The sequence below is a fragment of the Streptomyces sp. CNQ329 genome, from assembly GCF_000482585.1.
The window spans coordinates 44,087-67,341 of sequence record NZ_AXVU01000009.1 but is presented as its reverse complement, the minus strand read 5'-3'; the positions used below and the strand labels follow the sequence as shown (position 1 = coordinate 67,341).

Genomic DNA, 23,255 nt, shown 5'->3' with positions numbered 1-23,255 from the left:
AGTGGTGAGACGGCAGGGTATATCCGCTTTTGTCGCCATCTAGCGCCCTGTCAGGCTCCTCCGCCGGTGTGACAATCCCTTGTCACCGGAGGCCGGGTTGCCAGCTCAGGGCGCGGTCAGGAGTTGAGATAGGTGAGGACCGCGAGCACCCGGCGGTGATCTCCCTCACTCGGCGCCAGTCCGAGTTTCATGAAGATGTTGCTCACGTGCTTCTCCACCGCGCCGTCGCTCACGACGAGCTGCCCGGCGATCGCCGAGTTCGTCCGCCCCTCGGCCATCAGGCCCAGCACCTCGCGCTCCCGGGGGGTCAGCCCGGCGAGCACGTCCTGCTTGCGGCTGCGGCCCAGCAACTGGGCGACGACCTCCGGGTCGAGCGCCGTGCCGCCCTCGGCCACGCGCACGACGGCGTCCACGAATTCGCGGACCTCCGCGACCCGGTCCTTCAGCAGATATCCGACCCCGCGGCTGGAGCCGGCGATCAGCTCGGTGGCGTACTGCTCCTCGACGTACTGCGAGAGCACCAGCACACCGACGTCCGGGTGGTCGCGCCGCAGTTCCACGGCGGCGCGGACCCCTTCGTCGGTGTGCGTCGGCGGCATGCGTACGTCGGCGACGACGACGTCGGGCGCGCGCCCCTCGGCGGCCAGCTCCCCGACCGTCTTGACCAGCGCCACCCCGTCGCCCACCCCGGCGACGACCTCGTGACCCCGGTCGGTGAGCAGCCGGGTGAGCCCCTCCCGCAGCAGCACCGAATCCTCGGCGATGACCACCCGCACGCTGTCCTCCACCGTTGCCTGCCCCCCATACGAAGATGTGTCGGCCTCCAGCATCCCAGGATTCCCCGCGAGGCGAGGCGCCGGAAGCGGATGGCGGCAGGTAAGGGGCGGGAAACGCCGCGGCCGGGGGTGCTCACGCCCGCCAGGGAAGCTCCGCCGTGACCACCGTCGGGCCGCCGGGCGGCGAGTCGACGACCAGCAGCCCGTCCACCGACCCCAGCCGCTCCGCCAGCCCCGTGAGCCCGGAGCCCGCGTCCAGCCGCGCACCGCCGTTGCCGTCGTCCGTCACCTGGATCATCAGCCGGCCGTCCGCGCGCCACAGGTCCACCATGGCCCGGCTCGCACCGCTGTGCTTGCTGATGTTCTGCAGCAGCTCGGAGGTCGTGTAGTACGCGATGCCCTCGATCGACTGCGCCGGCCGCTCCAGCAGGTCCACCGTCACCGACACGGGCACCGTGCAGCGGGCGGCGACCGCGGAGAGCGCGGGGCCGAGGCCGCGGTCGGTGAGGATCGCCGGGTGGATGCCGCGGGCGAGGTCGCGCAGCTCCTGGAGGGCGAGTTTGACCTCGCCGTGGGCCTCGCCGACCATCTCGGCCGCGGCCTCCGGGTCCTCCAGCAGTTTCTCCTTCGCCAGGCCGAGGTCCATGGCCAGCGCGACGAGGCGGGCCTGGGCGCCGTCGTGCAGGTCGCGCTCGATGCGCCGCAGGTCCGCCGCCGACGTGTCCACCACGACCGCGCGGTCGGTCTCCAGCTCCTGCACCCTGGTCGCCAGCTTCGACGGGCCCAGCAGCCCGACGACCATCGCCCGGTCCACGTACGACAGGCTGCGCACCACCCACGGCGAGGCCAGCAGGAACACCGCGCCCACGCCGACCGCGAAGAGCTGCTCCAGCGGCGAGTCCAGGTACCAGCCCTCTCCCTCGGCGTTCCCGTACACCTGCAGCCCGTCCTGGCCCCAGTGCGCCGGGAAGACCCACTGCCACAGCGGGTACGTGACCATCGACCAGCTCCAGAACATCATGGCCAGGGAGATCGAGAACGAGCACACGGCCCAGAACATGTGCAGCAGCCCGTAGAGCATCGTCCGCCACGACTCACCGCTGCGGAACAGCGACCCGACCCAGCCCATGAACCCCGACGCCCGCCGGTGCAGCGGCTCCGGATCCTCCACGTGCACGCCGAGGAGCAGCCGCGCGCGGGTCCGCTCGAAGTAGCCCATGCCGCGACAGCCGGCCAGCATCGCGGCGAGCACGGGGACGCCGAGGAAGGTGATCAGCAGGCCGACGCCCAGCGACAGCAACGTGATCGTGTAGACGAAGAACACGATCGACACCGGCAGGCTGAGCAGGTGGTAGAGGAATTCGCGCCAGACGCGTGCCTCGAAGGGCGCGCGCAGGGCGAGAGGAAGCCGCGGGCGGCGGGCCTCGGGGGCGTACGCGGTGCTGTCCATCGTCGAAAGTCCTTCTGCCGGAGCGCTGGTGACGAATCTGTCGAGCTTGTGCCTCCAGCCTCCCCGGCGGGGGCGCCGCGGGCCATGGAGCAGGTCGGTCTGTCGGTACGGGGGAAAACCCCACCCCCGCCCGGTGGGGCTACGCGCGCGCCTGCGCCGCCGGCTCGCGGTTGCGCCAGGGGAGTTCGGCGGTGACGACCGTGGGTCCACCGGGCGGCGAGTCGACGACCAGCAGCCCGTCCACCGAGCCCAGCCGGTCCGCCAGCCCCGAGAGCCCCGTGCCGCCGTCCAGCCGGGCGCCGCCCTTCCCGTCGTCGGTGACCTGGAGCATGATGCGCCCCTCGGCCCGCCACACGTCGGCGCTCGCGGTCTTCGCGCCGCTGTGCTTGCTGATGTTCTGCAGCAGCTCGGAGACCGTGTAGTACGCGATGCCCTCGATGGCCTGCGCCGGGCGTTCCCTGAGATCGACGGTGACCGCGACGGGCACCGTGCAGCGGGCGGCGACCGCGGAGAGCGCGGGGCCGAGGCCGCGGTCGGTGAGGATCGCCGGGTGGATGCCGCGGGCGAGGTCGCGCAGCTCCTGGAGGGCGAGTTTGACCTCGCCGTGGGCCTCGCCGACCATCTCGGCCGCGGCTTCCGGGTCCTCCAGCAGTTTCTCCTTCGCCAGGCCGAGGTCCATGGCCAGCGCGACGAGGCGGGCCTGTGCGCCGTCGTGCAGGTCGCGCTCGATGCGCCGCAGGTCCGCCGCCGACGTGTCCACCACGACCGCGCGGCCCTCCTCCAGCTCCTTGATCCGCCGCTCCAGCGGATCCGACGGCGCCAGCAGCCCGCGCACCATCGCCCGGTCCCCGTCCGCCAGCCCACGCGCCAGCCACGGCAGCAGCGGCCACAGCACGAACAGCGACACGATCACCACGGCGAACGTGAGGATCCCCCACGGCAGCCGGATCACGCTGTACAGCGTCGTCCGCCAGCCCACCGGGTCCTTCAGCGTCGCCCACAGCCACGGCAGAAAGCCGCCGTAGGTGCTGCGCCGGATCGGCGTCGGCGCGTCGACGTGCACCCCGAGCAGCGCCCGCGCCCGCGCGCGCTCCCACGACCCGAGCAGGCGGGCCCCGGCAAGGCCCCCGGCCAGCAGCGGCAGGCCGATGACGGTGATCGAGAGCAACGCGCCGGCGTACAGCCAGATCGAGACGTAGGTGAAGGCGAAGAGCGCCATGGGGAGGTTCACCAGCAGATGCACGACCTCAAGCCAGGTCGTGCCGCTGAGCGGCGGGCGCGGCGGGGGCAGCGGCTCGCCGCCGCGCGGCTTGGCCAGCGGCTCCGTGCCAAGGCGGCTGTGCGTCATTCTCCCAGGGTGCCGCGCCGGGGCACGGAGGCGCCATGGGGGGTGTACCGGGGAACGCACGGGGGTTAACCCCACCCTTTACGGAGAAGTCTCCGTTTCGCCCCCCGGGGTGCGGGTCCGGTGGGGCGGGTGCGGCCTCCGCGGCGGCTGCGGCGCGAAGGAAGTGGCGTACACGAGAGGGGCACAGCCCGCGGGGCAGGGCCTACACTCCTTGCCCGTACAGGTCGATGTCTGACCGAATGAGCACGGTCATCCAGCCACAGCAGTCAGGGAGCGAAGCGGACGTGCCGGACATTGTCGCCGCCGACGCCGTCGCCGCCGGGTACTTCGACGGCTACGGGGTGGTCGGCCTCGTCGCCGTGCTGGGCCTGCTCTTCGTCGTGGTCGCCTTCGGCGCCGCCCGGCTGCTGCGGCCCGCGGTGCCGACACCGGAGAAGCTGCTGACGTACGAGTGCGGGGTGGACCCGGTCGGGGAGGGCTGGGCGCACACCCAGGTCCGTTACTACGTGTACGCCTTCCTGTACGTGATCTTCGCGGTCGACGTCGTCTTCCTCTTCCCCTGGGCGACCGTCTTCGCGGCGCCGGGGTACGGGGCCGTGACGCTCGTGGAGATGTTCCTCTTCCTCGGCTTCCTCGCCGTGGGCCTTCTGTACGCCTGGAAGAAGGGCGTCCTGGAATGGACGTGAACCCCGCCGCCGCCCCCGCGCAGAGCGTGGGCCTCCTCCAACGGCTGGCACCCCAGCCGATGAAGGTCGTGCTCAACTGGGGCCGCCGCTACAGCCTGTGGGTCTTCAACTTCGGCCTCGCCTGCTGCGCGATCGAGTTCATCGCCGCGTCGATGGCCCGGCACGACTTCATCCGCCTCGGCGTCATCCCGCTCGCGCCGGGCCCGCGGCAGGCGGACCTGATGGTGGTGTCCGGCACGGTCACGGACAAGATGGCGCCGTCGGTGAAGCGGCTCTACGAGCAGATGCCCGAGCCGAAGTACGTGATCTCCTTCGGCGCGTGCTCCAACTGCGGCGGGCCCTACTGGGACTCGTACGCGGTGACGAAGGGCGTGGACCAGATCATCCCCGTGGACGTGTACGTGCCGGGCTGCCCCCCGCGGCCGGAGGCGCTGCTGCAGGGAATCCTCAAGCTCCAGGAGAAGATCGCGCGGGAATCGCTTCAGGAGCGGTACGGAAACGAGGCCGCCGGATCCCGGGCGCCGGTGGGGGCGCTGACGAGCGGGCTGGTGAAGCCGCCGGAGGGCGGCTGATGACGGAGCAGGGGGAGGGCTGGCTCCCACGGCCGGCGGCGGACCTGTTCGGCGGGGAAGCGGTGGCGAAGGAGGCGTACGACGTCCTGACGGTGGACGTACCCGCCGCATCCTGGACCACGGCGCTGCGGACCGCCCGCGACGAGCTGGGCTGCACGTTCTTCGACTGGCTCAGCGCCGTCGACGAACCGGCCGAGGGCTTCCGCATCGCCGCCCACGTCGTCGCGGTCGGCACCCCGCCGCGGCGGCTGCTGCTCCGCACGACGGTGCCGCACGCCGCCCCGGAGCTTCCGACGGCGACGGACGTCTACGCGGGGGCGGCGTGGCACGAGCGGGAGACGCACGAGATGTTCGGCGTCGCCTTCCCCGGCCACCCCTACCTGGCGCGGCTGCTGCTGCCGGAGGAGTTCGAGGGCCACCCGCTGCGCAAGGACTTCGTCCTGGCGGCGAGGGTGGCGAAGGCATGGCCCGGCGCCAAGGAACCGGGCGAATCCCACGCGGGCGGCCCGAAGCGCCGCCAGATGCAGCCCCCGGGCGTCCCGGACCCCAACGACTGGGGCCCCCTGAAGGGCACCCTCCCCCCGGCCCCCACCCGCGCCACCCGCCGCGGCACCCCACCCCGCCGCCCCCGCGCGGCGGACCCGGGCTCCGCCTCGGAGGCGGCGCCCACCGAAGGCGGTCCACGAGGCGACACCGGCGCCCGCCCGCCCCGCGGCGCGCGGCGCACGCGCTCGGCGGGCGAGGGCTCGGCATCGCAGCGCCCCGCCGGCGCACCGGCGCCGGTGGACGAGGCTTCCGCGGCCGGACAGACCGGCACACAGAACGGCGGCCGTACCTCCGGTGATGCCGCGGGCGCGGCGCCCGGCGATGCGGGGGCCGGTCGTCGGCCCCGGGGCGCGCGGCGTTCGCGTTCGGCGAGCGAGGGTTCGGCGTCCCAGCGGGCCGCCGATGGTGCGTCGGTGCCGGAGGGCGAGGGTTCCGTGGCCGGGCGGGCCGAGGCGCAGGAGGGTGGCCGTACGGACGGCGGGGCCGCCGCCGCGGAAGCGGCGCCCGGCGGCGCCGAGCCGGGAACGGCGGGTACGGCCCCCGGCGAAGCCGGGGCCCGTCGCCCGCCTCGCGGTGCACGGCGCGCGCGCTCCGCAAGCGAGGGTTCCGCCTCGCAGCGGGCCGCCGGCGGCGGGCCCGCCGCGGCAGGGGGGCGGCGGCCCCGTACGAGCACGCCCGACGCCCCCTGGCAACGCCCCCGGTCCGACGACGAGCCGACCCCGCCCCAGAACCCGGCCCCGGACCGGGACACCCCGCCCGCCGCAGGCGAGCAGCGGGCTCCCGCGCCAGGCGAACCCGAAGAGCCGGCGCCGGAAGGATCCGCCCCGCCCGCCGCGGGCGAAGACGCCGGTGAGGGCCGAGGCGGTGAAGCGCCGTGAACGACGTGGTGGAGGTTCTGCTCACCCTTCTCGCCGTGCTGGTCGTCTTTCTGCTCTTTCCCCTCGTCGTCGGGCAGACCGAGCACAAGGTCATGGCCCACATGCAGGGCCGCGTAGGCCCCATGTACGCCGGCGGCTTCCACGGCTGGGCCCAACTCGTCGCCGACGGCGTCAAGTTCGTGCAGAAGGAGGACGTCGTCCCCGCCGGTGCCGACCGGCGGGTCTTCCAGCTCGCCCCCGTCGTCGCCCTTCTGCCGTATCTCCTCGTTCTCGTCGCCATCCCCTTCGCCCCCGACGGCGGCGTCGGGGAGGCCCTGGACGCCGGGATCTTCTTCGTGCTGGCCGTCATGGGCGTCGGCGTGCTCGGGTCCCTCATGGGCGGCTGGGCGTCCGCGAACAAGTACTCGCTGCTCGGCGGCCTCCGTACCGCCGCCCAGCTCCTCGCCTACGAGCTGCCCATGCTGCTCGCCGCCGCCTCCGTCGCCATGGCCGCCGGCACGGTCTCGCTCGTCGGGATCGTCGACGGATTCGAGTGGTGGTGGCTGCCGTGGCAGCTCGTCGGCGGGGTGGTGTTCTTCACCGCCGGCCTCGCGGAGCTGCAGCGTCCGCCGTTCGACGCCCCCGTCGCCGACTCGGAGATCATCTTCGGCGCGTACACCGAGTACTCCGGCCTGCGCTTCGCGCTGTTCCTGCTCGCCGAGTACGCCGGCATCGTCGTCCTCAGCGGGCTGACCGCCGTGCTCTTCCTCGGCGGCTGGCACGGCCCGTACGCCGACGGGCTCGGCTGGCTGTGGACGCTGCTGAAGACCGGCGTCCTCGCGTTCGCCGTGATCTGGCTGCGCGTCTCGTACCCGCGGCTGCGCGAGGACCAGATCCAGCGCTTCGCCTGGACGACCCTCATCCCGCTCGCACTCGCGCAGATCGCGCTGACCGGCATCGTGAAAGTGGTGATCTGACGGTGAAGGGGCTCGCCAAGGGGCTCGCGGTCACCCTGCGCACGATGACGCGGCGTTCGCACACCGCGCACTACCCCGACGACCTGCCCGCGCTGCCGCCGCGCAGCCGCGGCGTCATCGCGCTCTTCGAGGAGAACTGCACGGTCTGCATGCTGTGCGCCCGCGAGTGCCCGGACTGGTGCATCTACATCGACTCGCACAAGGAGACGGTGCCGCCCGCCGCCCCCGGCGGGCGCGAGCGCAGTCGCAACGTGCTCGACCGTTTCGCGATCGACTTCGCGCTGTGCATGTACTGCGGGATCTGCATCGAAGTCTGTCCGTTCGACGCGCTTTTCTGGTCGCCGGAGTTCGAGTACGCGGAGACCGACATCCACGAGCTGACCCACGAGAGGGAGCGGCTGCGCGACTGGATGTGGACGGTGCCCGTCCCGCCGGCGCCGGACCCGGCGGGGGAGGAGCCGAAGGAGCTGGGCGCGGCGCGCAGGGCCGCGGAGAAGGCGGAAGCGGCGCGCGCACGTGAGGCGGCGGAGCCACCGGCGGGGGAGGGCGACGCATGATCCTCGCCGCCGAGTCCCACGGCTTCCTGTCGCCCACCGGGGTCGAGATCGTCTTCCTTCTCACCGGCCTGGTGACCCTCGGCGCCGCCGTGATCACCGTGACCACCCGGCAGTTGGTGCACGCCGCGCTGTGGCTGGTGGTCGCGCTCGGCGGGCTGGCGGTGGAGTACCTGCTGCTGACGGCCGAGTTCGTGGCCTGGGTGCAGGTGCTGATCTACGTGGGTTCCGTGGTGGTGCTGCTGCTCTTCGGGCTGATGCTGACCCGCGCGCCGATAGGCCGCTCGCCGGACGCCGACTCGGGCAACCGGTGGGTGGCGCTGGCCGTGGCGGGGGCGGCGGCGGTGCTGCTGGTGACGCTGGTCGTGGACGCGTTCCGTACGGCGTGGATCGACCTGGACGAGCCCAAGGGCACGACCGATCTGCTGGGGGAGAGCGTCTTCCGGCACTGGGTGCTGCCGTTCGAGGCGCTGTCGGTACTGCTGCTGGCGGCCCTGGTGGGTGCGATCGTGCTCTCCCGGAAGAGCGGCGGGTCCGCAAACGAGAGCCCCGCCGAGGCCGCCGATGCCGCCGATGCCGCCGACACCAGCGGGGAGGGCTGATGCATCTCGCGTATCCGGCGGTGCTGGCGGTGCTGCTGTTCTGCGTGGGCCTCTACGGCGTGCTGGCGCGGCGCAACGCGATCCTGGTGCTGATGTCCGTCGAGCTGATGCTCAACGCCGTCAACCTCAACCTCGTCACCTTCGACGTCTGGCTCCGTGACACGCTACGCGCCGGGCAGTCGTTCACACTGTTCATCATCGCCGTGGCCGCCGCCGAGATCGGCATCGGGCTGGCCATCGTGCTGATGGTGTACCGCAACCGGGGCACCTCCGCCGTCGACCGCCTCCGCGACCTTGCGGACGCGGACACGGACCCGGACGAGGGCGGGACCGGAGCGGGAGCAGAGCCCGACACCGGCGCCGGGGACGAGCAGGGGACCGCGTCGAAGAAGGCCGAGGCCACCGCGTGACCACCACCACCCTCGCCGCACTCGTCCCCCTGCTGCCCTTCCTCGCCGCCGTCGCCACCCTGCTCCTCGGCCGCCGCTCGCCCGGCATGGTGCAGCCGCTGGCCGTGCTGCCGACGGTGACGGCCGCCGTGCTCGCCGCCGTCGTCGCGGCCCGGCAGGGCGGCGACGAGCCGGTGACGGCCGCCACCGAGCTGACCCCGACCGGCTCCGTGCCCGTCGACCTGGCGCTGCACCTCGACGGCATGGCGGTGCTGGTCGCCGTACTCGTCGGCGTCGTCGCCTCGTGCGTGCAGATCTACTCCACCGGCTATCTGCGCGACGACCGGCGCTACGCCTCGTACGCCGCCCTGGTCTCCCTCTTCACCGCCGCGATGTTCCTCGTCGTCTACTCCGGCGACCTGATGGTGCTGATGGTCGGCTGGGAGGTCATGGGCATCTGCTCGTACTTCCTCGTCGGCCACTACTGGGAGACGGAGGTCGCACGGGCCGCCTCGCTGAAGGCGTTCCTGGTCACCAAGCTGGGCGACGTCCCCTTTCTCATCGGCGTCTTCGCGCTCGCCTCCGAGGCCGGCACGTTCCGCATCGACGGCATCCTGACCGCGGCCGTCTCCGGCGACGGCCTGGCCCACCCCACGCTCCTCGCGCTGCTGCTGCTCGCCGGGGTCGCCGGCAAGTCCGCGCAGTTCCCGCTGCACACCTGGCTGCCCGACGCGATGGCCGGCCCCACGCCGGTCTCCGCGCTGATCCACGCGGCGACGATGGTCGCGGCCGGCGTGTACGTCGTCGCCCGGCTGCTGCCCGTCTTCGCCGCGTCGGCCGCCGCGCTGGTGGTGCTCGCGGTCATGGCCGCCGTCACCATGGCCGGCTCGGCGCTGGCCGCGCTCGCCCAGGACGACATCAAACGCGTGCTCGCCTACTCGACGGTCGGGCAACTCGGCTACATGACCGGCGCGCTGGCCGTCGGCTCCCGGGACGCCGCCGTCTTCCACCTCCTCTCGCACGGCGCCTTCAAGGCGCTGCTCTTCCTCGCCGCCGGCGTCGTCATCCACGCCGCCGGCACCAACTCGCTGGCCGCGATGGCCCGGATGGGCGGCCTGCGCGAGCGCGTGCCGGACGCCTACTGGACGATGACCGCCGCCCTCCTCGCCCTCGCCGCCCTCCCGCCCTTCTCCGGCTTCTTCTCCAAGGAAGCCGTCCTCGGCGCCGCGGAACACGCCGTGACGGGCGACGCGGAGGGCGTCCCCGCCGCCGCGGCCTGGACCGTGCTGGTCGCCGGGCTGGCCGCCGCGCTGCTCACCGCCGCGTACGCCGCGCGGCTGTGGCTGCTCGCCTTCCACGGCCGCGGTGAACCCGCTCCCGGCCACGGCCGGCAGCCGGTGGTGATGAACGCCGTGCTGTGGCTGCTGCTCGTGCCCACCGTCGCCTTCGGGCTGACCGCCTGGACGCTGCCCGACTGGCTCGGCGACCACTCCCTCACGCCGACGCTCGCCACCGCCGTCCTCGGCACCGGGCTGGCGCTCGTCGGCATGATGGCGACGTACGCGGCGTGGAAGCAGACCGCGGGGCTCGCCGCCCGCGTCCCCGCCGGCGCGGTCGCCGCCCACCCCGAGGCCGAGCCCGCCCTCACCGAGGCCGAGGCGGAGGCCACGCACGACGCGGTGTACGGCAGCCCGTCGGACGTGGGCGCCGCCGCGTCGGGCGCCGCCCCCGACGGCACCTCCACGGACCCCGGCCGGATCCTCCTCGGCCCCGCCCTCTACCGGCACGCCGGCAGCGGCTTCCACCTCGACGCCCTGTACGCCGCGCTCTTCGTCCGCCCGGTACGGGCCGCGGCCCGCCTGGTCCGCTTCCTGGACCGGGAGGTCGTCGACACGTACGTACGCGGCGCGGGCGCCGCGCCCCGCCTGCTCGGCGCCGCCGTCCGCCGCGCCCAGACCGGCAACGTGCAGAGCTACCTCGGCGCGCTGCTCGGCGGCGCGCTCGTCCTGGCCGTCGCCGTCGTCGTCGCCACCACGTCGGTCACGGGAGGCTGACGCCGCATATGGACCACACCGCGATGCAGCTCGTCCTCGCCGCCCTCGTCGTACTCCCCCTTCTCGGCGCCCTGGCCGCCCTCTTCCCCGCGCCGCCCGGCCTCCGGGGCAAGAACCCCGACCAGGCCGTGCTGCGCCACGGCGTCACCGTCACCGGCGCCGTGTTCGTCCTGTCCGTCGTCCTGGCCGCCGGCTTCGACTACGACGACGCCGGCACCATTCAGGCCGACTCCGACGTCAGCTGGATCCCCGCCCTCGGAATCCGGCTGCACCTCGGCGTCGACGGCGTATCGCTCCCCCTCCTCGTCCTCACCGCGCTGCTGACCTTCCTCTGCGCGGTCTACGGCTACTTCGTCATGCCCGCCGGGCCGTCACCCCGGGCGTTCGTCGCGCTGCTGCTCGTTCTCGAAGGCGGCATGCTCGCCACCTTCGCCGTCCTCAACCTGCTGCTGTTCTTCCTGGCGTTCGAGATGGTGCTCATCCCGATGTACTTCCTCATCGCCCGCTGGGGCGGTGCCGGACGCGGGCCCGCCGCCTGGAAGTTCATCCTCTACACGCTGCTCGGCTCGGTCGTGATGCTCCTCGGCCTCCTCCTTCTCGGGTTCCAGGGCGGCACGTTCGACATGGTGGCACTCGCCACTGACAACGGCTCCGGCCTCACCCGCGGCACGCAGCTCGTCGCGGTCCTCGCCATCGGCCTCGGCCTCGCCGTGAAGACCCCGATGTGGCCGCTGCACAGTTGGCTCCCCGACGCCCACACCGCCGCCCCCACCGTCGGCTCCGTCCTCCTCGCCGGCGTGCTGCTGAAGATGGGCACGTACGGGTTCGTGCGCATCCTGCTGCCCACCGCCCCCGACGGCATGGAGACGTACGCGCCCTACCTCGCCGCCTTCGGCGTCACCGGCATCCTCTACGGCTCCCTCGCCTGCCTCGCCCTCGCCCGGAGCGGCGCGGGCGGCGACCTCAAGCGGCTCATCGCGTACTCGTCCGTGGGCCACATGGGCTTCGTGCTCCTCGGCATCTCGACCCTCACCCCCACCGGCGTCAACGGCGCGCTCTTCGCCAACATCGCCCACGGGCTCATCACCGGCCTGCTCTTCTTCCTCGTCGGTGCCCTGAAGGAGCGCACCGGCACCACCGACCTCGACGCCCTCGCCGGCCGCACCGGCGCCGCCCTCTACGGCAGCGCCCCGCGACTGGGGGCGCTGCTCGCGTTCGCCGCCGTCGCGTCCCTGGGGCTGCCGGGGCTCGCGGGGTTCTGGGGAGAGATGCTCGCGATGTTCGCCGCGTACGACCCGGCGGCCGGCCTCCCGCGGCCCGCCTACCTGGTCTTCATGGCCGTGGCGGGCTTCGGCACGCTGCTCACCGCCGCCTACCTCCTCATCGTGGTACGCCGCGTCTGCATGGGCGACAGGACCGCCGGCCGGCCCGCTCTCGGGGACGTACGCCGCTACGAGATCGCCGCCTGGAGCCCGCTGGTCACGCTCACCGTCCTCGCCGGGCTCTGGCCCGCCGCACTCCTCGGCCTGACCGACCCGGCCGTGCAGAAGCTCCTCGCGGGAGGAAGCTGATGAGGTACGCACCCACCGGGAAGGGCGCGGGCCCGGACACGGTCCTCGCCGAGTCCGTCGTCCAGTCCGTCGACTGGCTCGCCGTCGCCCCGCCCACGATCGTCGCCGTGGCGGCCGTCGCGCTCCTCGTCGCCGACCTCTTCGTGCCCGGGCGCGCCAAGCACCTCCTCGGCTGGGGCGCGGTCACCGCGCTCGCCCTGTCTCTGCTCGCGCTCCTGCCCCTGCTCGACGGCGACCGCACCACCTTCTGTCTCACCGACGATCCGAACGTCTGCAGCTACACCGCCGACCGCTTCGCGCTCGTCGTGCAGCTCCTGGTGCTCGCGGGCGCGCTGCTCACCGCGCTGCTGTCCGTCCACGACGTGCGGGCGACGAAGCTGCCCGCGGGCGAGTTCTGGTTCCTGCTGCTGGCCTCGGCCGCAGGCGCGGCGCTGCTGCCCGCGGCCCGCGACCTTGCGACGCTCGTGATCGCCCTGGAAGTCGCCTCCCTGCCGGCGTTCGCGCTGGTGGGCCTCCGCCGCGGGGACCGGCTGTCCTCCGAGGCGGCGCTGAAGTTCTTCCTCTCCTCCGTCACCGCGACCGCCGTCATGCTCCTGGGCGTCAGCTTCGTCTACGCCGCCGGGGGCAGCCTGCACCTGGCGCACCTGGCCGACGGCCTCGCGGCGGCGCCGGAGCGACTGGAGACGCTGGCGGCGGCGGGGGTGGTGCTGACGCTGGTCGGTTTCGCGTTCAAGACGGCGGCGGTGCCGTTCCACTTCTGGGTGCCGGACACCTACGTCGGCGCGCCGATCCCGGTCGCCGCGTATCTGTCGGTCGTCGGCAAGGCGGTGGGCTTCAGTGGGCTGATCCTCGTCACGGTCCTGGCGTTCCCGGCGTACGACGACGTATGGGGCCCGGCGATCGCGGTCCTGGCGGCGCTGACGATGACCGCGGGCAACGTCGCCGCCCTGCGCCAGCGCCTCGACGCCCCGCACAGCGCGGTCCGGCTGCTGGCCTGGTCCTCGGTGGCGCAGGCCGGCTACCTGCTGGTTCCGATCGCCGCCGCGGCCTACGCCGACGAACCGGAGCGCGCGGTGGGCTCCACTCTGGCGTACGCCCTGATGTACGGGGTGGTGAACCTCGGCGCCTTCGCGGTGGTCGCCGCGGTGGGGGCGAAGGGCGGCCGCGGCGGCCGGGTCACCGACCACCGGGGCCTGGCGTCGACGCGGCTGCCGGTCGCGCTCGCGCTGGCCTTCTTCCTGATCAACCTCGCGGGGCTGCCGCCGGGGATCATCGGCCTCTTCGCGAAGGTGACGGTCATGGGCGCCGCGGTGGACGCGGGGCTGGGATGGCTGGCGGTGATCATGGCGGTGAACGTGGTGGTGGGGTTGTCCTACTACCTGCGGTGGACGGCGCTGCTGTTCCGCCCGGCCCCACCCCCGGCGGACGGCGGTCCCGCCCCGGTACGTACCGCGCTGACCGCCCCGCTGCGGAGCGCCATCGGCCTGACGGCGGCCCTCGGCATCGCCCTGTCGGGCGCCCCGCAGCTCGTTCTCCGCTTCGCGGGCGAAGCCCTGCTGTAAGGCCGCCTCACCCGCCCGGCGCACGGGGAATCTGCGCTGACCAGGGAACTTGCCCGGCAAGTGGCGCGTTCAGTGCGTGGGAGGGGTCCACTGGAAGGAGACGGCCGACACGTGCGGCGGCAGGCTTTGGAGGGCACACGGTGCACCGGTCGAACAACGGGCTGAAGACAGCCGCGCTCCTCGGCGGCATGTCGGCGCTGATCTTGCTCATCGGCAGCATTTTCGGCCGTACGGGCTTGGTCATCGCGCTCGTCGTGGCCGTCGGCACCAACGCGTACGCGTACTGGAACAGCGACAAGCTGGCGCTGCGCGCCATGCGCGCCCGCCCGGTCAGCGAGATCGAGGCGCCGAACCTGTACCGGATCGTGCGGGAGCTGTCCAACCAGGCCCGCCAGCCCATGCCCCGCCTCTACATCTCGCCCACGCAGGCCCCCAACGCCTTCGCCACCGGCCGCGACCCGCGCAACGCGGCGGTCTGCGTCACCGAGGGCATCCTGCAGATCCTCGACGAGCGTGAGCTGCGCGGCGTCCTGGGCCACGAGCTGATGCACGTCTACAACCGGGACATCCTCATCTCCTCGATCGCGGGCGCGCTCGCGTCGGTGGTGATGTTCCTGGTGAACTTCGCCTGGCTGATCCCCAGCGGCGACCGCAACGGCAACGGCCCCGGCCCGTTCGGCATGCTGATGGTCCTCTTCCTGGGCCCGGTGGCGGCGAGCATCATCAGGCTCGCGGTCAGCCGCTCCCGCGAGTACGAGGCGGACCAGACCGGCTCGCGGCTCACCGGCGACCCGCTGGCCCTGGCGAGTGCCCTGCGGAAGCTCGAAGCCGGTACGAAGCAGCTCCCGCTGCCCCCGGAGCCCCGGATCGAGACGGCGAGCCACATGATGATCGCCAACCCGTTCCGCCGGGGCTCGGGCAACATGTCACGGCTGTTCTCGACGCACCCGCCGATGGCGGAACGTATCGCCCGGCTGGAGCGCATGGCGGGCCGCAGCCTGGGCAACTGAGGCTCCCGGGGCCGGCCCGCCTCCACTCACACGCACGTCCCCCCCGTGGCCGGGGGCGTGCGCGGGCTGCCCCCGCCCGGCTCCGGGGCCCGGGCCCCGGAGCCGGCCCCCCTTCACATGCGGCGGACCTGCATGACCGCCACCCGTGCGTCGTGGCCGTCCACGTACATCGGGACCACCTTCGTCCGGCGCAACCGCACCTGCGTGCCGTTCGTGCCGGGCACCCAGCCGATCTGGTCGATCCCGCGGGCGAAGGCGCGTTTCTCGTGGTTCGGCAGGAGCAGCGGCATCGGGTTGCGATTCACGTCGCCGGTCCAGATCACCGGGAAGCCGCGGGCGCGCCAGTAGCCCAGCACGTCGTCGCGGTGCTTGCGGAAGTGCAGCCGCCACATGTCGTCCCGCCACGCCTCGTGCGGGTCCTCCGTGCCGTTGAACGCTCCGGCGACGTAGTGGGTGTTGGCGAAGACGAACCTCGTCTGCGGATCGTCCGCCCGCGCCAGCAGGGCCTCGGTGATGACCCGGTGCGGGGAGACGCCCGCCTTGCCGCCGTGGACGAAGGTGACCCGGCGGTCGACGATGTCGTACGCCTTCGGTATCGACATCGGCACCCGGTGGGCGCTGTCGTGGTACTCGAAGATGTTCCGGTAGGCGGTGCCGAAGTACTGGTTGATCCACCGCGGTTCCCGGCCGTCGCTGCCGTCGCCCTCGCCGATCTCCTGCCAGCCCACCAGCGGTTTCGTGAGCCGGCCGTCGATCGTCACGGCGTGCCGGACGTCCCGGATGGCGCGTTCCCGCTGGCCCATGTTCTTGCGGCCGATGTTGGCGGTGACGACGACGAGCCGCTGCCAGCCGTCGGCCGCGTCGGCGCTGCCCGCGGAGGCCAGCGCCCCGGCGGCGCCGGCGACGGTCGCGCCGCCCAGCCCGAGCGCGCGCCTTCTGGTGATTCCCTGCACGACTTCTCCCTCCGCGAGCCTCGTCCTCCGCGAGCGTCGTCCGGCCGGGCCGCTACTGGACGTAGTAGCCGCCCGAGTCGAGGCGCAGCGCGCCGTTCATCGGGTAGCGGGGGCCGCCGTCCCACCAGTGCCACACCACCCGGAAGCTGCCGTCGGGGACGGCGAAGACGTCCATGCCGCCCGGCCCCCGGTGGTTGCCGGGCAGGCCGCGGTACGGGCCGAGGCCGCCGGACCCGGTGTAGCCGAAGTACGGGCGCTCCACGCCGTTGCGCAGGGGCTTGCAGCGGGACGAGGGCAGCGGGGTGGTGCCGCACTCGGCGATGCCGGTGGCGTAGCGGGCGCTGTCCCAGTTGTTGCCGGAGTACATCAGGTACCAGGTGCCGTTCGCGCGCCGCCACATCGACGGGTTCTCCACGACGTGGGTGCCGCCGCTGGTCCCGCGGGTGTCCCAGGTGATGTCGGTGCTCTTCAGCATGTCCCGGCGGGTGCTCCAGACGGCCCGGCCCTCGGCGTCGGTCCGTACGGTCGAGATGCCGGTCTCGGCGCCGGCCGCGATCGCGTCGTCCCGGTACGTGACGTACAGGGACCCGCCGCCGACGAAGGGGTTGGCGTCGATCGCCCACCGCCCGCCCGGCGGGCAGGCCCACTCGCCCGCGTTGCTGAACGGCCCGCGGGCCGACCCCGAGACGGCCCGGCCGATGCACTTCTGCCCGGAGCCCTTGCGGGAGGCGGTGTAGAACATGAAGTAGCGGTCGCCGAAGCGGGCCACCCCGGGGGCCCAGATCGCGCCGCCCGGCTCGGCCCAGGCGCCCGGTCCGCCGGGCAGCGCGTCGCCGGAGGCGCAGTCGGTCATGCCGACGGTGTTGCCGGAGCCGTGGACGAGTACGGGGACGTAGAGCCGCCCGGTGGCGCCGTTGCACCGCTTCCCGCGCCCGGCGGGCACGGTGGTGCCGTAGGTGATGAACGAGCCGTCCTTGGCCCGTACGGTGTCGGGGTCGGCCAGTCGGAAGGACGACGGGTTCGCGGCGGGGGAGACGTCCCGGGTGTCCGCGGCCCGGGGTGCCGGGGATTCCCGGGCCGGCGGGGCGGCGTCGGCGAGCGGCGCCACGACGGCCACGGCGGCGGCCGTGCTCACCGCGGCGAGCAGGAGGCGGGTACGTCTGCGCACGGTTTTCCCCTGTCGTCGGTGTCACCGACGATTCAACAGGGCGCGCATACAAAGCGGATACACCGCCGGCCGCCGGGAGTCCCCGGTCAGCGGGCGGCGTAGCCGAAGCGTTCGTCCGTCGAGACGATCTCGCGGCCCAGGGGCATCAGGGAGATCGGGATGAGCTTCAGGTTCGCCCAGCCGAAGGGGATCCCGATGATCGACAGGAAGAGCGGGATGCTGGTGATCAGATGGCCGAGCGCCAGCCACCAGCCGGCGAAGATCACCCAGATCACGTTGCCGACGACCGACGGCGCGCCCGCGCCCGGCCGCTCCACCGTCGTGCGGCCGAACGGCCACAGGACGTAGCCGGCGATGCGCAGCGACGCGATGCCGAACGGGATCGTGATGATCAGGACGAAGCAGACCAGCGCGGCGAGGGCGTAGGCGATCGCCATCCAGATTCCGCAGAAGACCAGCCACAGGACGTTCAAGAGGAGGGTGAAGAGCTTCATGACCAGTACCTCTCCCGGGCTCTGCGCGCTGATGCGGTCCGTCAGGACAAGTATCGGCGCGGGAGGCGCCGGGAGGGAAACGGAAGGCCGCACGGGGGTGCGGAACAGGGCCGTCCCGCGCCCCCCGGCGCGGGACGGCCCCGGGCGTCAGACACCTGCCGGGGTACGGTCCTTCTCCGGCGCCGCCGGCACGGCGACCGCCGCCGGGCTCCGCCGCTTGTGGATCAGCAGCGACAGCAGGGTCCCCAGCCCCACCCCCGCAGCGCCGACCCAGAGCGCCGGCGTCAGGCCGTCGACGAAGCTCTGCCCCGTCTCGTAGCCGCCCTGGGCGGAGAAGACCGCGGCCAGCACGGCGATGCCCAGCGCCCCGCCCAGCTCGCGCAGCGCGTTGTTCGCCCCCGACGCGATGCCCTGCTCCTCCGGGGCGACGCTGGACAGGACGACGTTCGCGGAGGGGGCGAAGTACATCGCCATACCCACGCCGCTGACCGTCAGCGCCGGCAGGACCGCGGTGTACGAGAAGCCCACCTCGACCGCCACCGCCCAGAGCACCAGCCCCAGCGACTGGAGCGCGAGCCCGGCGGCGATGATCGGCCGGCCGCCGATGCGGTCGGAGAGCGCGCCGGCGACCGGGGTGACGATCAGCGGCATCGCGGTCCACGGCAGCATGCGCAGGCCGGCCTCCAGCGGCGAGTAGCCGCCGACGTTCTGCAGGAACTGGCTGAGCAGGAAGATCGAGCCGAACATCCCGAGGAACATCAGCACGCTCGCCGCGTTGGCGGCGCTGAAGCTGCGGTCGCGGAAGAGCCGCATGGGCAGCATGGGGTGGGCGGCGCGCAGCTCGTACGCGACGAAGGCGGTCAGCAGCACCGGTGCCCCGATCAGGCCGGCGAGGACGGGGCCGGCGGTCCAGCCGTCGGCGTTGCCGCGGACCAGGGCGTAGACGAGGCCGAAGAGGGCGCTGCTGGCGAGCACGGTGCCGGGGACGTCGAGGCGGTCGTGGGGGCCGTGGCTCTCGGCCAGCCGCAGCCGGACCAGCGGGATGAGGACGATGCCGACCGGGACGTTCAGCCAGAAGATCCAGTGCCACGAGATGTGCTCCGTCAGCGCCCCGCCGACCAGCGGACCGGACGCGACGGCCAGGCCCTGCACCGCGCCCCAGACGCCCAGCGCCATCCCGCGGCGCGCGGCCGGCACGGCGGCGGAGAGCAGGGTCAGCGACAGCGGCATCAGCAGCGCGGCGCCGACGCCCTGCACGGCGCGCGCGGCGATCAGGCCCTCGATGCCGGTGGAGAGCGCGGCGGCGGCGGAGGAGGCGGTGAAGATGCCGATGCCGGCGGCGAACATCCGGCGGCGGCCGAAGCGGTCGCCGAGCGAGGCGCCGAGCATGAGCAGGACGGCGAAGGTGAGGGTGTACGCGCTGACCGTCCACTCCAGGTCCTCCATGCCGCCGCCGAGGTCGTCGCGGATGGCGGGGAGGGCGGTGGTGACGACGAGGTTGTCGAGCGCGCCCATGAAGCTGGCGAGGCTGGTGAGGAGCAGGGCCCAGAAGGTGGGGCCGAGGCGGCGGCGGTCGCCGGTGTGGGCTGGGGTGGACATGGTCCCTCCGGATTAGTTATCAGTCAATAACTTTCGCGGGCGTGCGAAAGCGCGCGGGCGCTGGACGGTGGGGGTGGTGCGGGAGTCGCGGTAGGGCGAGTGCTGCGGTGGTGCGGAGGAGCGGAAGCTACGTACGCGGCAGGGTCTCGGGCCAGAAGCCGTCCCACACCCGCTCACTCGCCGGGTAGCCGAGCGCGACGAGGGTGTTGATCAGCATTCCGTACGCGAGGAAGGTGGCGGTCATGTCGGCATCCCCGTCGAACTTCAGCAGCGCGAAGTCGTAGAGCTGCTCCGACCAGGCGGCCCGGATCGGCCTGCCGAACTCGTGGTCGCCCGATGCCTCGGCCGTGGCCACCGCGACGTACATCTGCATCTGCATCATCAGCCGGTCGCGGTCCTCGACCAGCCGCTGATACGCCATGGCCATCGCCTTCTCCTCCTGCCCCGCCGGCGCCTCCTCGGCCGCCGTGCGCAGCACCGTCGCGGTGTCCTCGATGCAGCGCAGGCTCGCGGCGAGGAAGATGGCGCGCTTGTTGGGGAAGAGACGGAAGAGGTACGGCTGTGAGACGCCGACCCGCCTGGCGATCGCCTCAGTGGACGTGCCGTGGTAGCCGCCCCGGCCGAACTCCGTGATCGCCGCGCGGATGACGCTCTCGCGTCGCTCCTCTGCGCTCATCCTGACCATGGGTCATAAGTTATTGTCCACTCACTAACTTGTCAACCCGGAGGGCCGGACCGGGCCGGGGCGTACGGCCCGTGTGGTCCGTACGCCCTCCGTCCGGCGACCCGCTACGCCAGCCGGACCACGGCCCGCGACATCCCCAGCACCTTCTGCCCGGCGCTCGTCGCCGTCAGGTCCACCCGGACCGTGCGCGCCTCGTCGTCCAGTTTCTGCGCGACCCTCCCCGACACCTCGATCACCGCGCCCACGCCGTCGTCCGGCACCACGACCGGCTTGGTGAACCGCACCCCGTAGTCCACCACCGCGCCCGGGTCGCCCACCCAGTCCGTGACCACCCGGATCGCCTCGGCCATCGTGAACATGCCGTGCGCGATCACGTCCGGCAGCCCGACCTCCTTGGCGAACCGCTCGTTCCAGTGGATCGGGTTGAAGTCCCCGGACGCGCCCGCGTAGCGCACGAGCGTCTCGCGGGTCACCGGGAACGACTGCGCCGGCAGCTCCGTGCCGGCCTCGACGGCGTCGTACGCCACCTTCGCCACCATCGGCCCTCAGTCCTCCCCGGCGGCGCGGGCCACCAGCTTGATGATCGTCGTCACCACGTGCTCGCCGGTCTCGTCGTGGACCTCGCCGCGCACGTCCATGATCTCGTTCCCGGCCATCGACTTGATCGACTCGATCGTCGACGTCACCGAGAGCCGGTCCCCGGCCCGGACGGGACGGCTGTACGCGAACTTCTGGTCCCCGTGCACGACACGGCTGTAGTCCAGCCCGAGCTGCGGGTCCGCGATCACCTCTCCCGCCGCCCGGAACGCGATCGCGAACACGAACGTCGGCGGTGCGATCACATCGGGGTGGCCCAGGGCCTTCGCGGCCTCCGGGTCGGTGTACGCGGGGTTCGCGTCGCCCACCGCCTCCGCGAACTCGCGGATCTTCTCCCGGCCCACCTCGTAGGGGGCGGTGGGCGGATAGCTCCGGCCCACGAAGGACTGATCGAGCGGCATGAACCCTCCTGTCGCGCGTACGGCGGGCACCACCCTAGCCGTGGCGTGCCGGGCTCCGGGCGGGGTACGGAGACGGGCGGGCCCGGGGGTGTGGCGCCCGGCGCCCGGCGCGGATGCGGGGTGCCGGGACCGGTGGGGGGACGCAACGCGGCGAACCCCTCGTCCCTGGCGGGACGAGGGGTTCGATGGCCTGCGTTCAGCGAGTCTCGCGGTGCGCCGTGTGGGCGTTGCAGCGAGGACAGTGCTTCTTCATCTCAAGACGGTCCGGGTTGTTGCGCCGGTTCTTCTTGGTGATGTAGTTCCGCTCCTTGCACTCCACGCAGGCCAGCGTGATCTTCGGGCGGACGTCTGTGGCAGCCACGTGAGTGCTCCTTGACGAACGGACAGCTTCTTCAACGCAGAAAGAGTAGCCGATCGAAGGTCCGACCCTGCAATCGGCTACGTGAGGTGAGTAGCGGTGACCGGACTTGAACCGGTGACACAGCGATTATGAGCCGCTTGCTCTACCGACTGAGCTACACCGCTGCGATGCTCTGCCCCTCCCAGGGTAGCGAGGTGCGAACCGCATCAGAGCCCCAAAACGGAATCGAACCGTTGACCTTCTCCTTACCATGGAGACGCTCTGCCGACTGAGCTATTGGGGCGAGCGATGAAGACACTACACGCTGAGCGGCCGAAGGTGAAATCAGTAACCCCGGCCCTGATCGCGCCTGCCCGCACCTGCTGATCGCCGCCGGTGGGCGGACCTGCTGGGTTGCCACGCCGGTACGACTTATCCCCTCCTCCGCGGCGCGCGCACCCGCCCCGCCTAGGCTCGTGAGCGCCGCCCGGGCCAGTATGACGCTTTCTGATCTTGATTGTGCGACTTTGCTCACATCGGGGATGTTTACCCTGACCTGACCGCAGGAGTCACATGCCCGCCAGCAGCCCTCCGCAGCAGCCTCGGCACGGCTCCGTCCGGGAGGAGGACGGAGCCCTCGTGCTGTGCGGCGCGCGGCTCGCGGACGGCAGGGCGGTGGACGTACTGCTCGGGGGCGGCCGGATCCTGGCGGTGGGGGCGGCGGGCAGCCTGGCGGGGCGGGCGGGCGGATGCGGGGCACGGGTGGATCTCGGGGGGTATGTGCTGCTGCCGGCGCCGGCGGAGGCCCATGCGCACCTGGACACGGCGTTGACGGGGGTGGACGGCCCGGGGGGTTCGCGGGGTCCCGCGGGTGCCGTCGAGGCCGCCCTCCTCCAGCTCGGGCACGGCGCCACCGCCCTGCGTACCCACGTACGCATCGGCGGCGGCGACGGGCTCGACACCCTCCGCGCCGTGCTCGCCGCCCGCGCCGCGCTGCGAGGGCTCGCCGACATCGCGGTGGTGGCCGCGGCCCCGCTGCTGACCGGCGTCGCGGGGGCCGGGGGCCGGGCGCTGCTCCGCGACGCCGTCGCCATGGGTGCCACCGCGGTCGGCGGCTGCCCGGACCTGGACCCGGACCCGGCGGGCTTTACGGAAGCCGTGCTGCGGGTGGCCGCGGAGTACGGGTGCGCGGCCGACCTGCACTGCGACGGCGCGGACCCCGCACGGCTCGACCGGGTGGCGGCGGTGGCGGGGGAGCTGGGGTGCGGGGTGGCCGTCGGGCCGTGCGGCGGGCTGGCGCGGGTGCCGTACGAGACGGCGGCGGGGGTGGCGGAGCGGCTGGCGGGTGCGGGGGTGGCGGTGGTGTGCCTGCCACAGGGGGACTGCGGTGCGGTGCGGGAGGCGGGGCGCGGCGGTCCGGCGGGGGGCGCGGGTAGGCGTGGTGCGGGGGTGCGGTCGTTCGCGTACGCCCCCGTGCGGCTGCTGCGCGCCGCGGGCGTGCGCGTCGCGGCGGGGAGCGGGGCCGTACGCGACGCCGCGAACCCCGTGGGGCGCGGGGATCCGCTGCAGTCCGCGTACCTCCTCGCCTCCGCGGGGGAGGCCGAACCGGAGGCGGCGTACGCGGCGGTGGCCGGGCAGGCGCGCGCGGTGCTGGGGCTGCCCGAGGTACGGGTGGAAGCGGGCTTTCCGGCGGAACTGCTGGCGGTACGCGGCGACTCCGTCGAGGGCGCGCTGTCGCTGGGCTACAGCCGGATCGTGATCCACCGCGGCCGGGTGGTGGCCCGGACGAGCGCGGTACGGGAGTACTGCGACTCCGGCGCCGCGGACCTGGCCGCCCTGCCGCGACAGGGGTTGCGGGGTACGGCGGGCTGAGAGGGCTTCGCACGGTGAGACCGGCGGCAGGCCGCTCACCTGCCCCGCAGGCCCCGCAGGCCCACGCTGCGCCGCGGCGCCATAACCACACGGCACTGCGCCTGGCGCCAGGCGCCGCACGGCGTCCGGCGCCATGGCGCCAGGCACCGCACCCGAGCGACGCTGCGCCGCCCCCGGCGACACTGCGCCCGA

The 23,255-nt window shown here is 73.1% G+C and carries 23 protein-coding genes and 2 tRNA genes; 12 read left to right on the top strand and 13 right to left on the bottom strand.

The annotated features are described in order from the left end of the window. Positions 1-116 precede the first annotated feature (116 nt). From I003_RS0108420 to I003_RS0108410, 3 genes are all read right to left on the bottom strand, one after another. Complete coding sequence (locus I003_RS0108420; RefSeq protein WP_027771120.1) at positions 117-776, bottom strand: response regulator transcription factor; 660 nt, start codon at positions 774-776, stop codon at positions 117-119. A gap of 133 nt (positions 777-909) precedes the next feature. After that, a complete protein-coding gene (locus I003_RS0108415; protein ID WP_027771119.1) occupies positions 910-2,226 on the bottom strand; it encodes a sensor histidine kinase in 1,317 nt (438 codons plus the stop codon). A 139-nt stretch (positions 2,227-2,365) separates the two neighbouring features. Beyond that, positions 2,366-3,574 carry a sensor domain-containing protein gene (locus tag I003_RS0108410; protein ID WP_027771118.1) on the bottom strand — a complete coding sequence of 403 codons (1,209 nt, stop codon included), beginning with the start codon at positions 3,572-3,574 and terminating at the stop codon, positions 2,366-2,368. A gap of 284 nt (positions 3,575-3,858) precedes the next feature. On the opposite strand from I003_RS0108410, the gene I003_RS0108405 reads away from it, so the two are divergent. From I003_RS0108405 to htpX, 11 genes are all read left to right on the top strand, one after another. Beyond that, positions 3,859-4,260 carry an NADH-quinone oxidoreductase subunit A gene (locus I003_RS0108405; RefSeq protein WP_027771117.1) on the top strand — a complete coding sequence of 134 codons (402 nt, stop codon included), beginning with the start codon at positions 3,859-3,861 and terminating at the stop codon, positions 4,258-4,260. After that, on the top strand, positions 4,251-4,832 hold the full coding sequence (locus I003_RS0108400; RefSeq protein ID WP_027771116.1) for a NuoB/complex I 20 kDa subunit family protein: 582 nt from the start codon (positions 4,251-4,253) through the stop codon (positions 4,830-4,832). Before I003_RS0108405 ends, I003_RS0108400 begins: the two co-directional genes overlap by 10 nt. Continuing rightward, on the top strand, positions 4,832-6,256 hold the full coding sequence (locus tag I003_RS31735) for an NADH-quinone oxidoreductase subunit C (RefSeq protein ID WP_051368142.1): 1,425 nt from the start codon (positions 4,832-4,834) through the stop codon (positions 6,254-6,256). The genes I003_RS0108400 and I003_RS31735 overlap by 1 nt, the downstream gene beginning before the upstream one ends. Next, complete coding sequence (locus I003_RS0108390) at positions 6,253-7,212, top strand: complex I subunit 1 family protein (RefSeq protein WP_027771115.1); 960 nt, start codon at positions 6,253-6,255, stop codon at positions 7,210-7,212. The genes I003_RS31735 and I003_RS0108390 overlap by 4 nt, the downstream gene beginning before the upstream one ends. Positions 7,213-7,256: 44 nt before the next feature. Beyond that, positions 7,257-7,769 (top strand): 4Fe-4S binding protein, encoded by a 513-nt coding sequence (locus I003_RS0108385; protein ID WP_199784254.1) that lies wholly within the window; start codon positions 7,257-7,259, stop codon positions 7,767-7,769. Beyond that, a complete protein-coding gene (locus tag I003_RS0108380; protein ID WP_027771113.1) occupies positions 7,766-8,368 on the top strand; it encodes an NADH-quinone oxidoreductase subunit J in 603 nt (200 codons plus the stop codon). Before I003_RS0108385 ends, I003_RS0108380 begins: the two co-directional genes overlap by 4 nt. Beyond that, positions 8,368-8,778, top strand: a complete 411-nt coding sequence (nuoK, locus tag I003_RS0108375; protein WP_027771112.1) for an NADH-quinone oxidoreductase subunit NuoK — start codon at positions 8,368-8,370, stop codon at positions 8,776-8,778. Before I003_RS0108380 ends, nuoK begins: the two co-directional genes overlap by 1 nt. Beyond that, positions 8,775-10,811 carry an NADH-quinone oxidoreductase subunit L gene (locus I003_RS0108370; protein ID WP_027771111.1) on the top strand — a complete coding sequence of 679 codons (2,037 nt, stop codon included), beginning with the start codon at positions 8,775-8,777 and terminating at the stop codon, positions 10,809-10,811. Before nuoK ends, I003_RS0108370 begins: the two co-directional genes overlap by 4 nt. A gap of 8 nt (positions 10,812-10,819) precedes the next feature. Next, positions 10,820-12,382: an NADH-quinone oxidoreductase subunit M gene (locus tag I003_RS0108365; RefSeq protein ID WP_037720385.1), complete on the top strand. Its 1,563-nt coding sequence runs from the start codon at positions 10,820-10,822 to the stop codon at positions 12,380-12,382. Further along, a complete protein-coding gene (locus tag I003_RS0108360; protein ID WP_027771109.1) occupies positions 12,382-13,944 on the top strand; it encodes an NADH-quinone oxidoreductase subunit N in 1,563 nt (520 codons plus the stop codon). The genes I003_RS0108365 and I003_RS0108360 overlap by 1 nt, the downstream gene beginning before the upstream one ends. A 140-nt stretch (positions 13,945-14,084) precedes the next feature. Then, positions 14,085-14,954, top strand: a complete 870-nt coding sequence (gene htpX / locus I003_RS0108355) for a zinc metalloprotease HtpX (RefSeq protein ID WP_027771108.1) — start codon at positions 14,085-14,087, stop codon at positions 14,952-14,954. 113 nt (positions 14,955-15,067) lie between these two features. Here htpX and I003_RS0108350 read toward each other — a convergent pair whose 3' ends face one another. The 10 genes from I003_RS0108350 to I003_RS0108305 form a co-directional block, all read right to left on the bottom strand. Next, a complete protein-coding gene (locus tag I003_RS0108350; RefSeq protein ID WP_027771107.1) occupies positions 15,068-15,907 on the bottom strand; it encodes a hypothetical protein in 840 nt (279 codons plus the stop codon). 52 nt (positions 15,908-15,959) lie between these two features. Next, a complete protein-coding gene (locus I003_RS0108345; RefSeq protein WP_027771106.1) occupies positions 15,960-17,075 on the bottom strand; it encodes a family 43 glycosylhydrolase in 1,116 nt (371 codons plus the stop codon). An 86-nt stretch (positions 17,076-17,161) separates the two neighbouring features. Then, entirely contained in the window at positions 17,162-17,569 is a 408-nt protein-coding gene (locus I003_RS0108340) for a YccF domain-containing protein (protein ID WP_027771105.1), read from the bottom strand. A 147-nt stretch (positions 17,570-17,716) separates the two neighbouring features. Then, the gene (locus I003_RS0108335) at positions 17,717-19,168 is read right to left on the bottom strand and encodes an MFS transporter (protein ID WP_027771104.1); all 1,452 of its coding nucleotides are present in this window, start codon (positions 19,166-19,168) and stop codon (positions 17,717-17,719) included. Positions 19,169-19,295: 127 nt separating this feature from the next. Beyond that, the gene (locus I003_RS0108330) at positions 19,296-19,844 is read right to left on the bottom strand and encodes a TetR/AcrR family transcriptional regulator (RefSeq protein WP_027771103.1); all 549 of its coding nucleotides are present in this window, start codon (positions 19,842-19,844) and stop codon (positions 19,296-19,298) included. A gap of 113 nt (positions 19,845-19,957) precedes the next feature. Then, positions 19,958-20,392 (bottom strand): MaoC family dehydratase, encoded by a 435-nt coding sequence (locus I003_RS0108325; protein ID WP_027771102.1) that lies wholly within the window; start codon positions 20,390-20,392, stop codon positions 19,958-19,960. 6 nt (positions 20,393-20,398) lie between these two features. Further along, positions 20,399-20,851: a MaoC family dehydratase N-terminal domain-containing protein gene (locus I003_RS0108320; protein WP_027771101.1), complete on the bottom strand. Its 453-nt coding sequence runs from the start codon at positions 20,849-20,851 to the stop codon at positions 20,399-20,401. A 196-nt stretch (positions 20,852-21,047) separates the two neighbouring features. Next, positions 21,048-21,212 (bottom strand): 50S ribosomal protein L33, encoded by a 165-nt coding sequence (gene rpmG, locus I003_RS0108315; RefSeq protein ID WP_003948671.1) that lies wholly within the window; start codon positions 21,210-21,212, stop codon positions 21,048-21,050. 91 nt (positions 21,213-21,303) lie between these two features. Next, positions 21,304-21,376 (bottom strand) — tRNA-Met (locus I003_RS0108310). Between the two features lie 46 nt (positions 21,377-21,422). Further along, positions 21,423-21,495 (bottom strand) — tRNA-Thr (locus tag I003_RS0108305). Between the two features lie 269 nt (positions 21,496-21,764). Between I003_RS0108305 and I003_RS0108300 the strand changes: the two genes are divergently transcribed. Continuing rightward, the gene (locus tag I003_RS0108300; protein WP_027771100.1) at positions 21,765-23,063 is read left to right on the top strand and encodes a hydrolase; all 1,299 of its coding nucleotides are present in this window, start codon (positions 21,765-21,767) and stop codon (positions 23,061-23,063) included. The last annotated feature ends 192 nt before the right edge of the window (positions 23,064-23,255 follow it).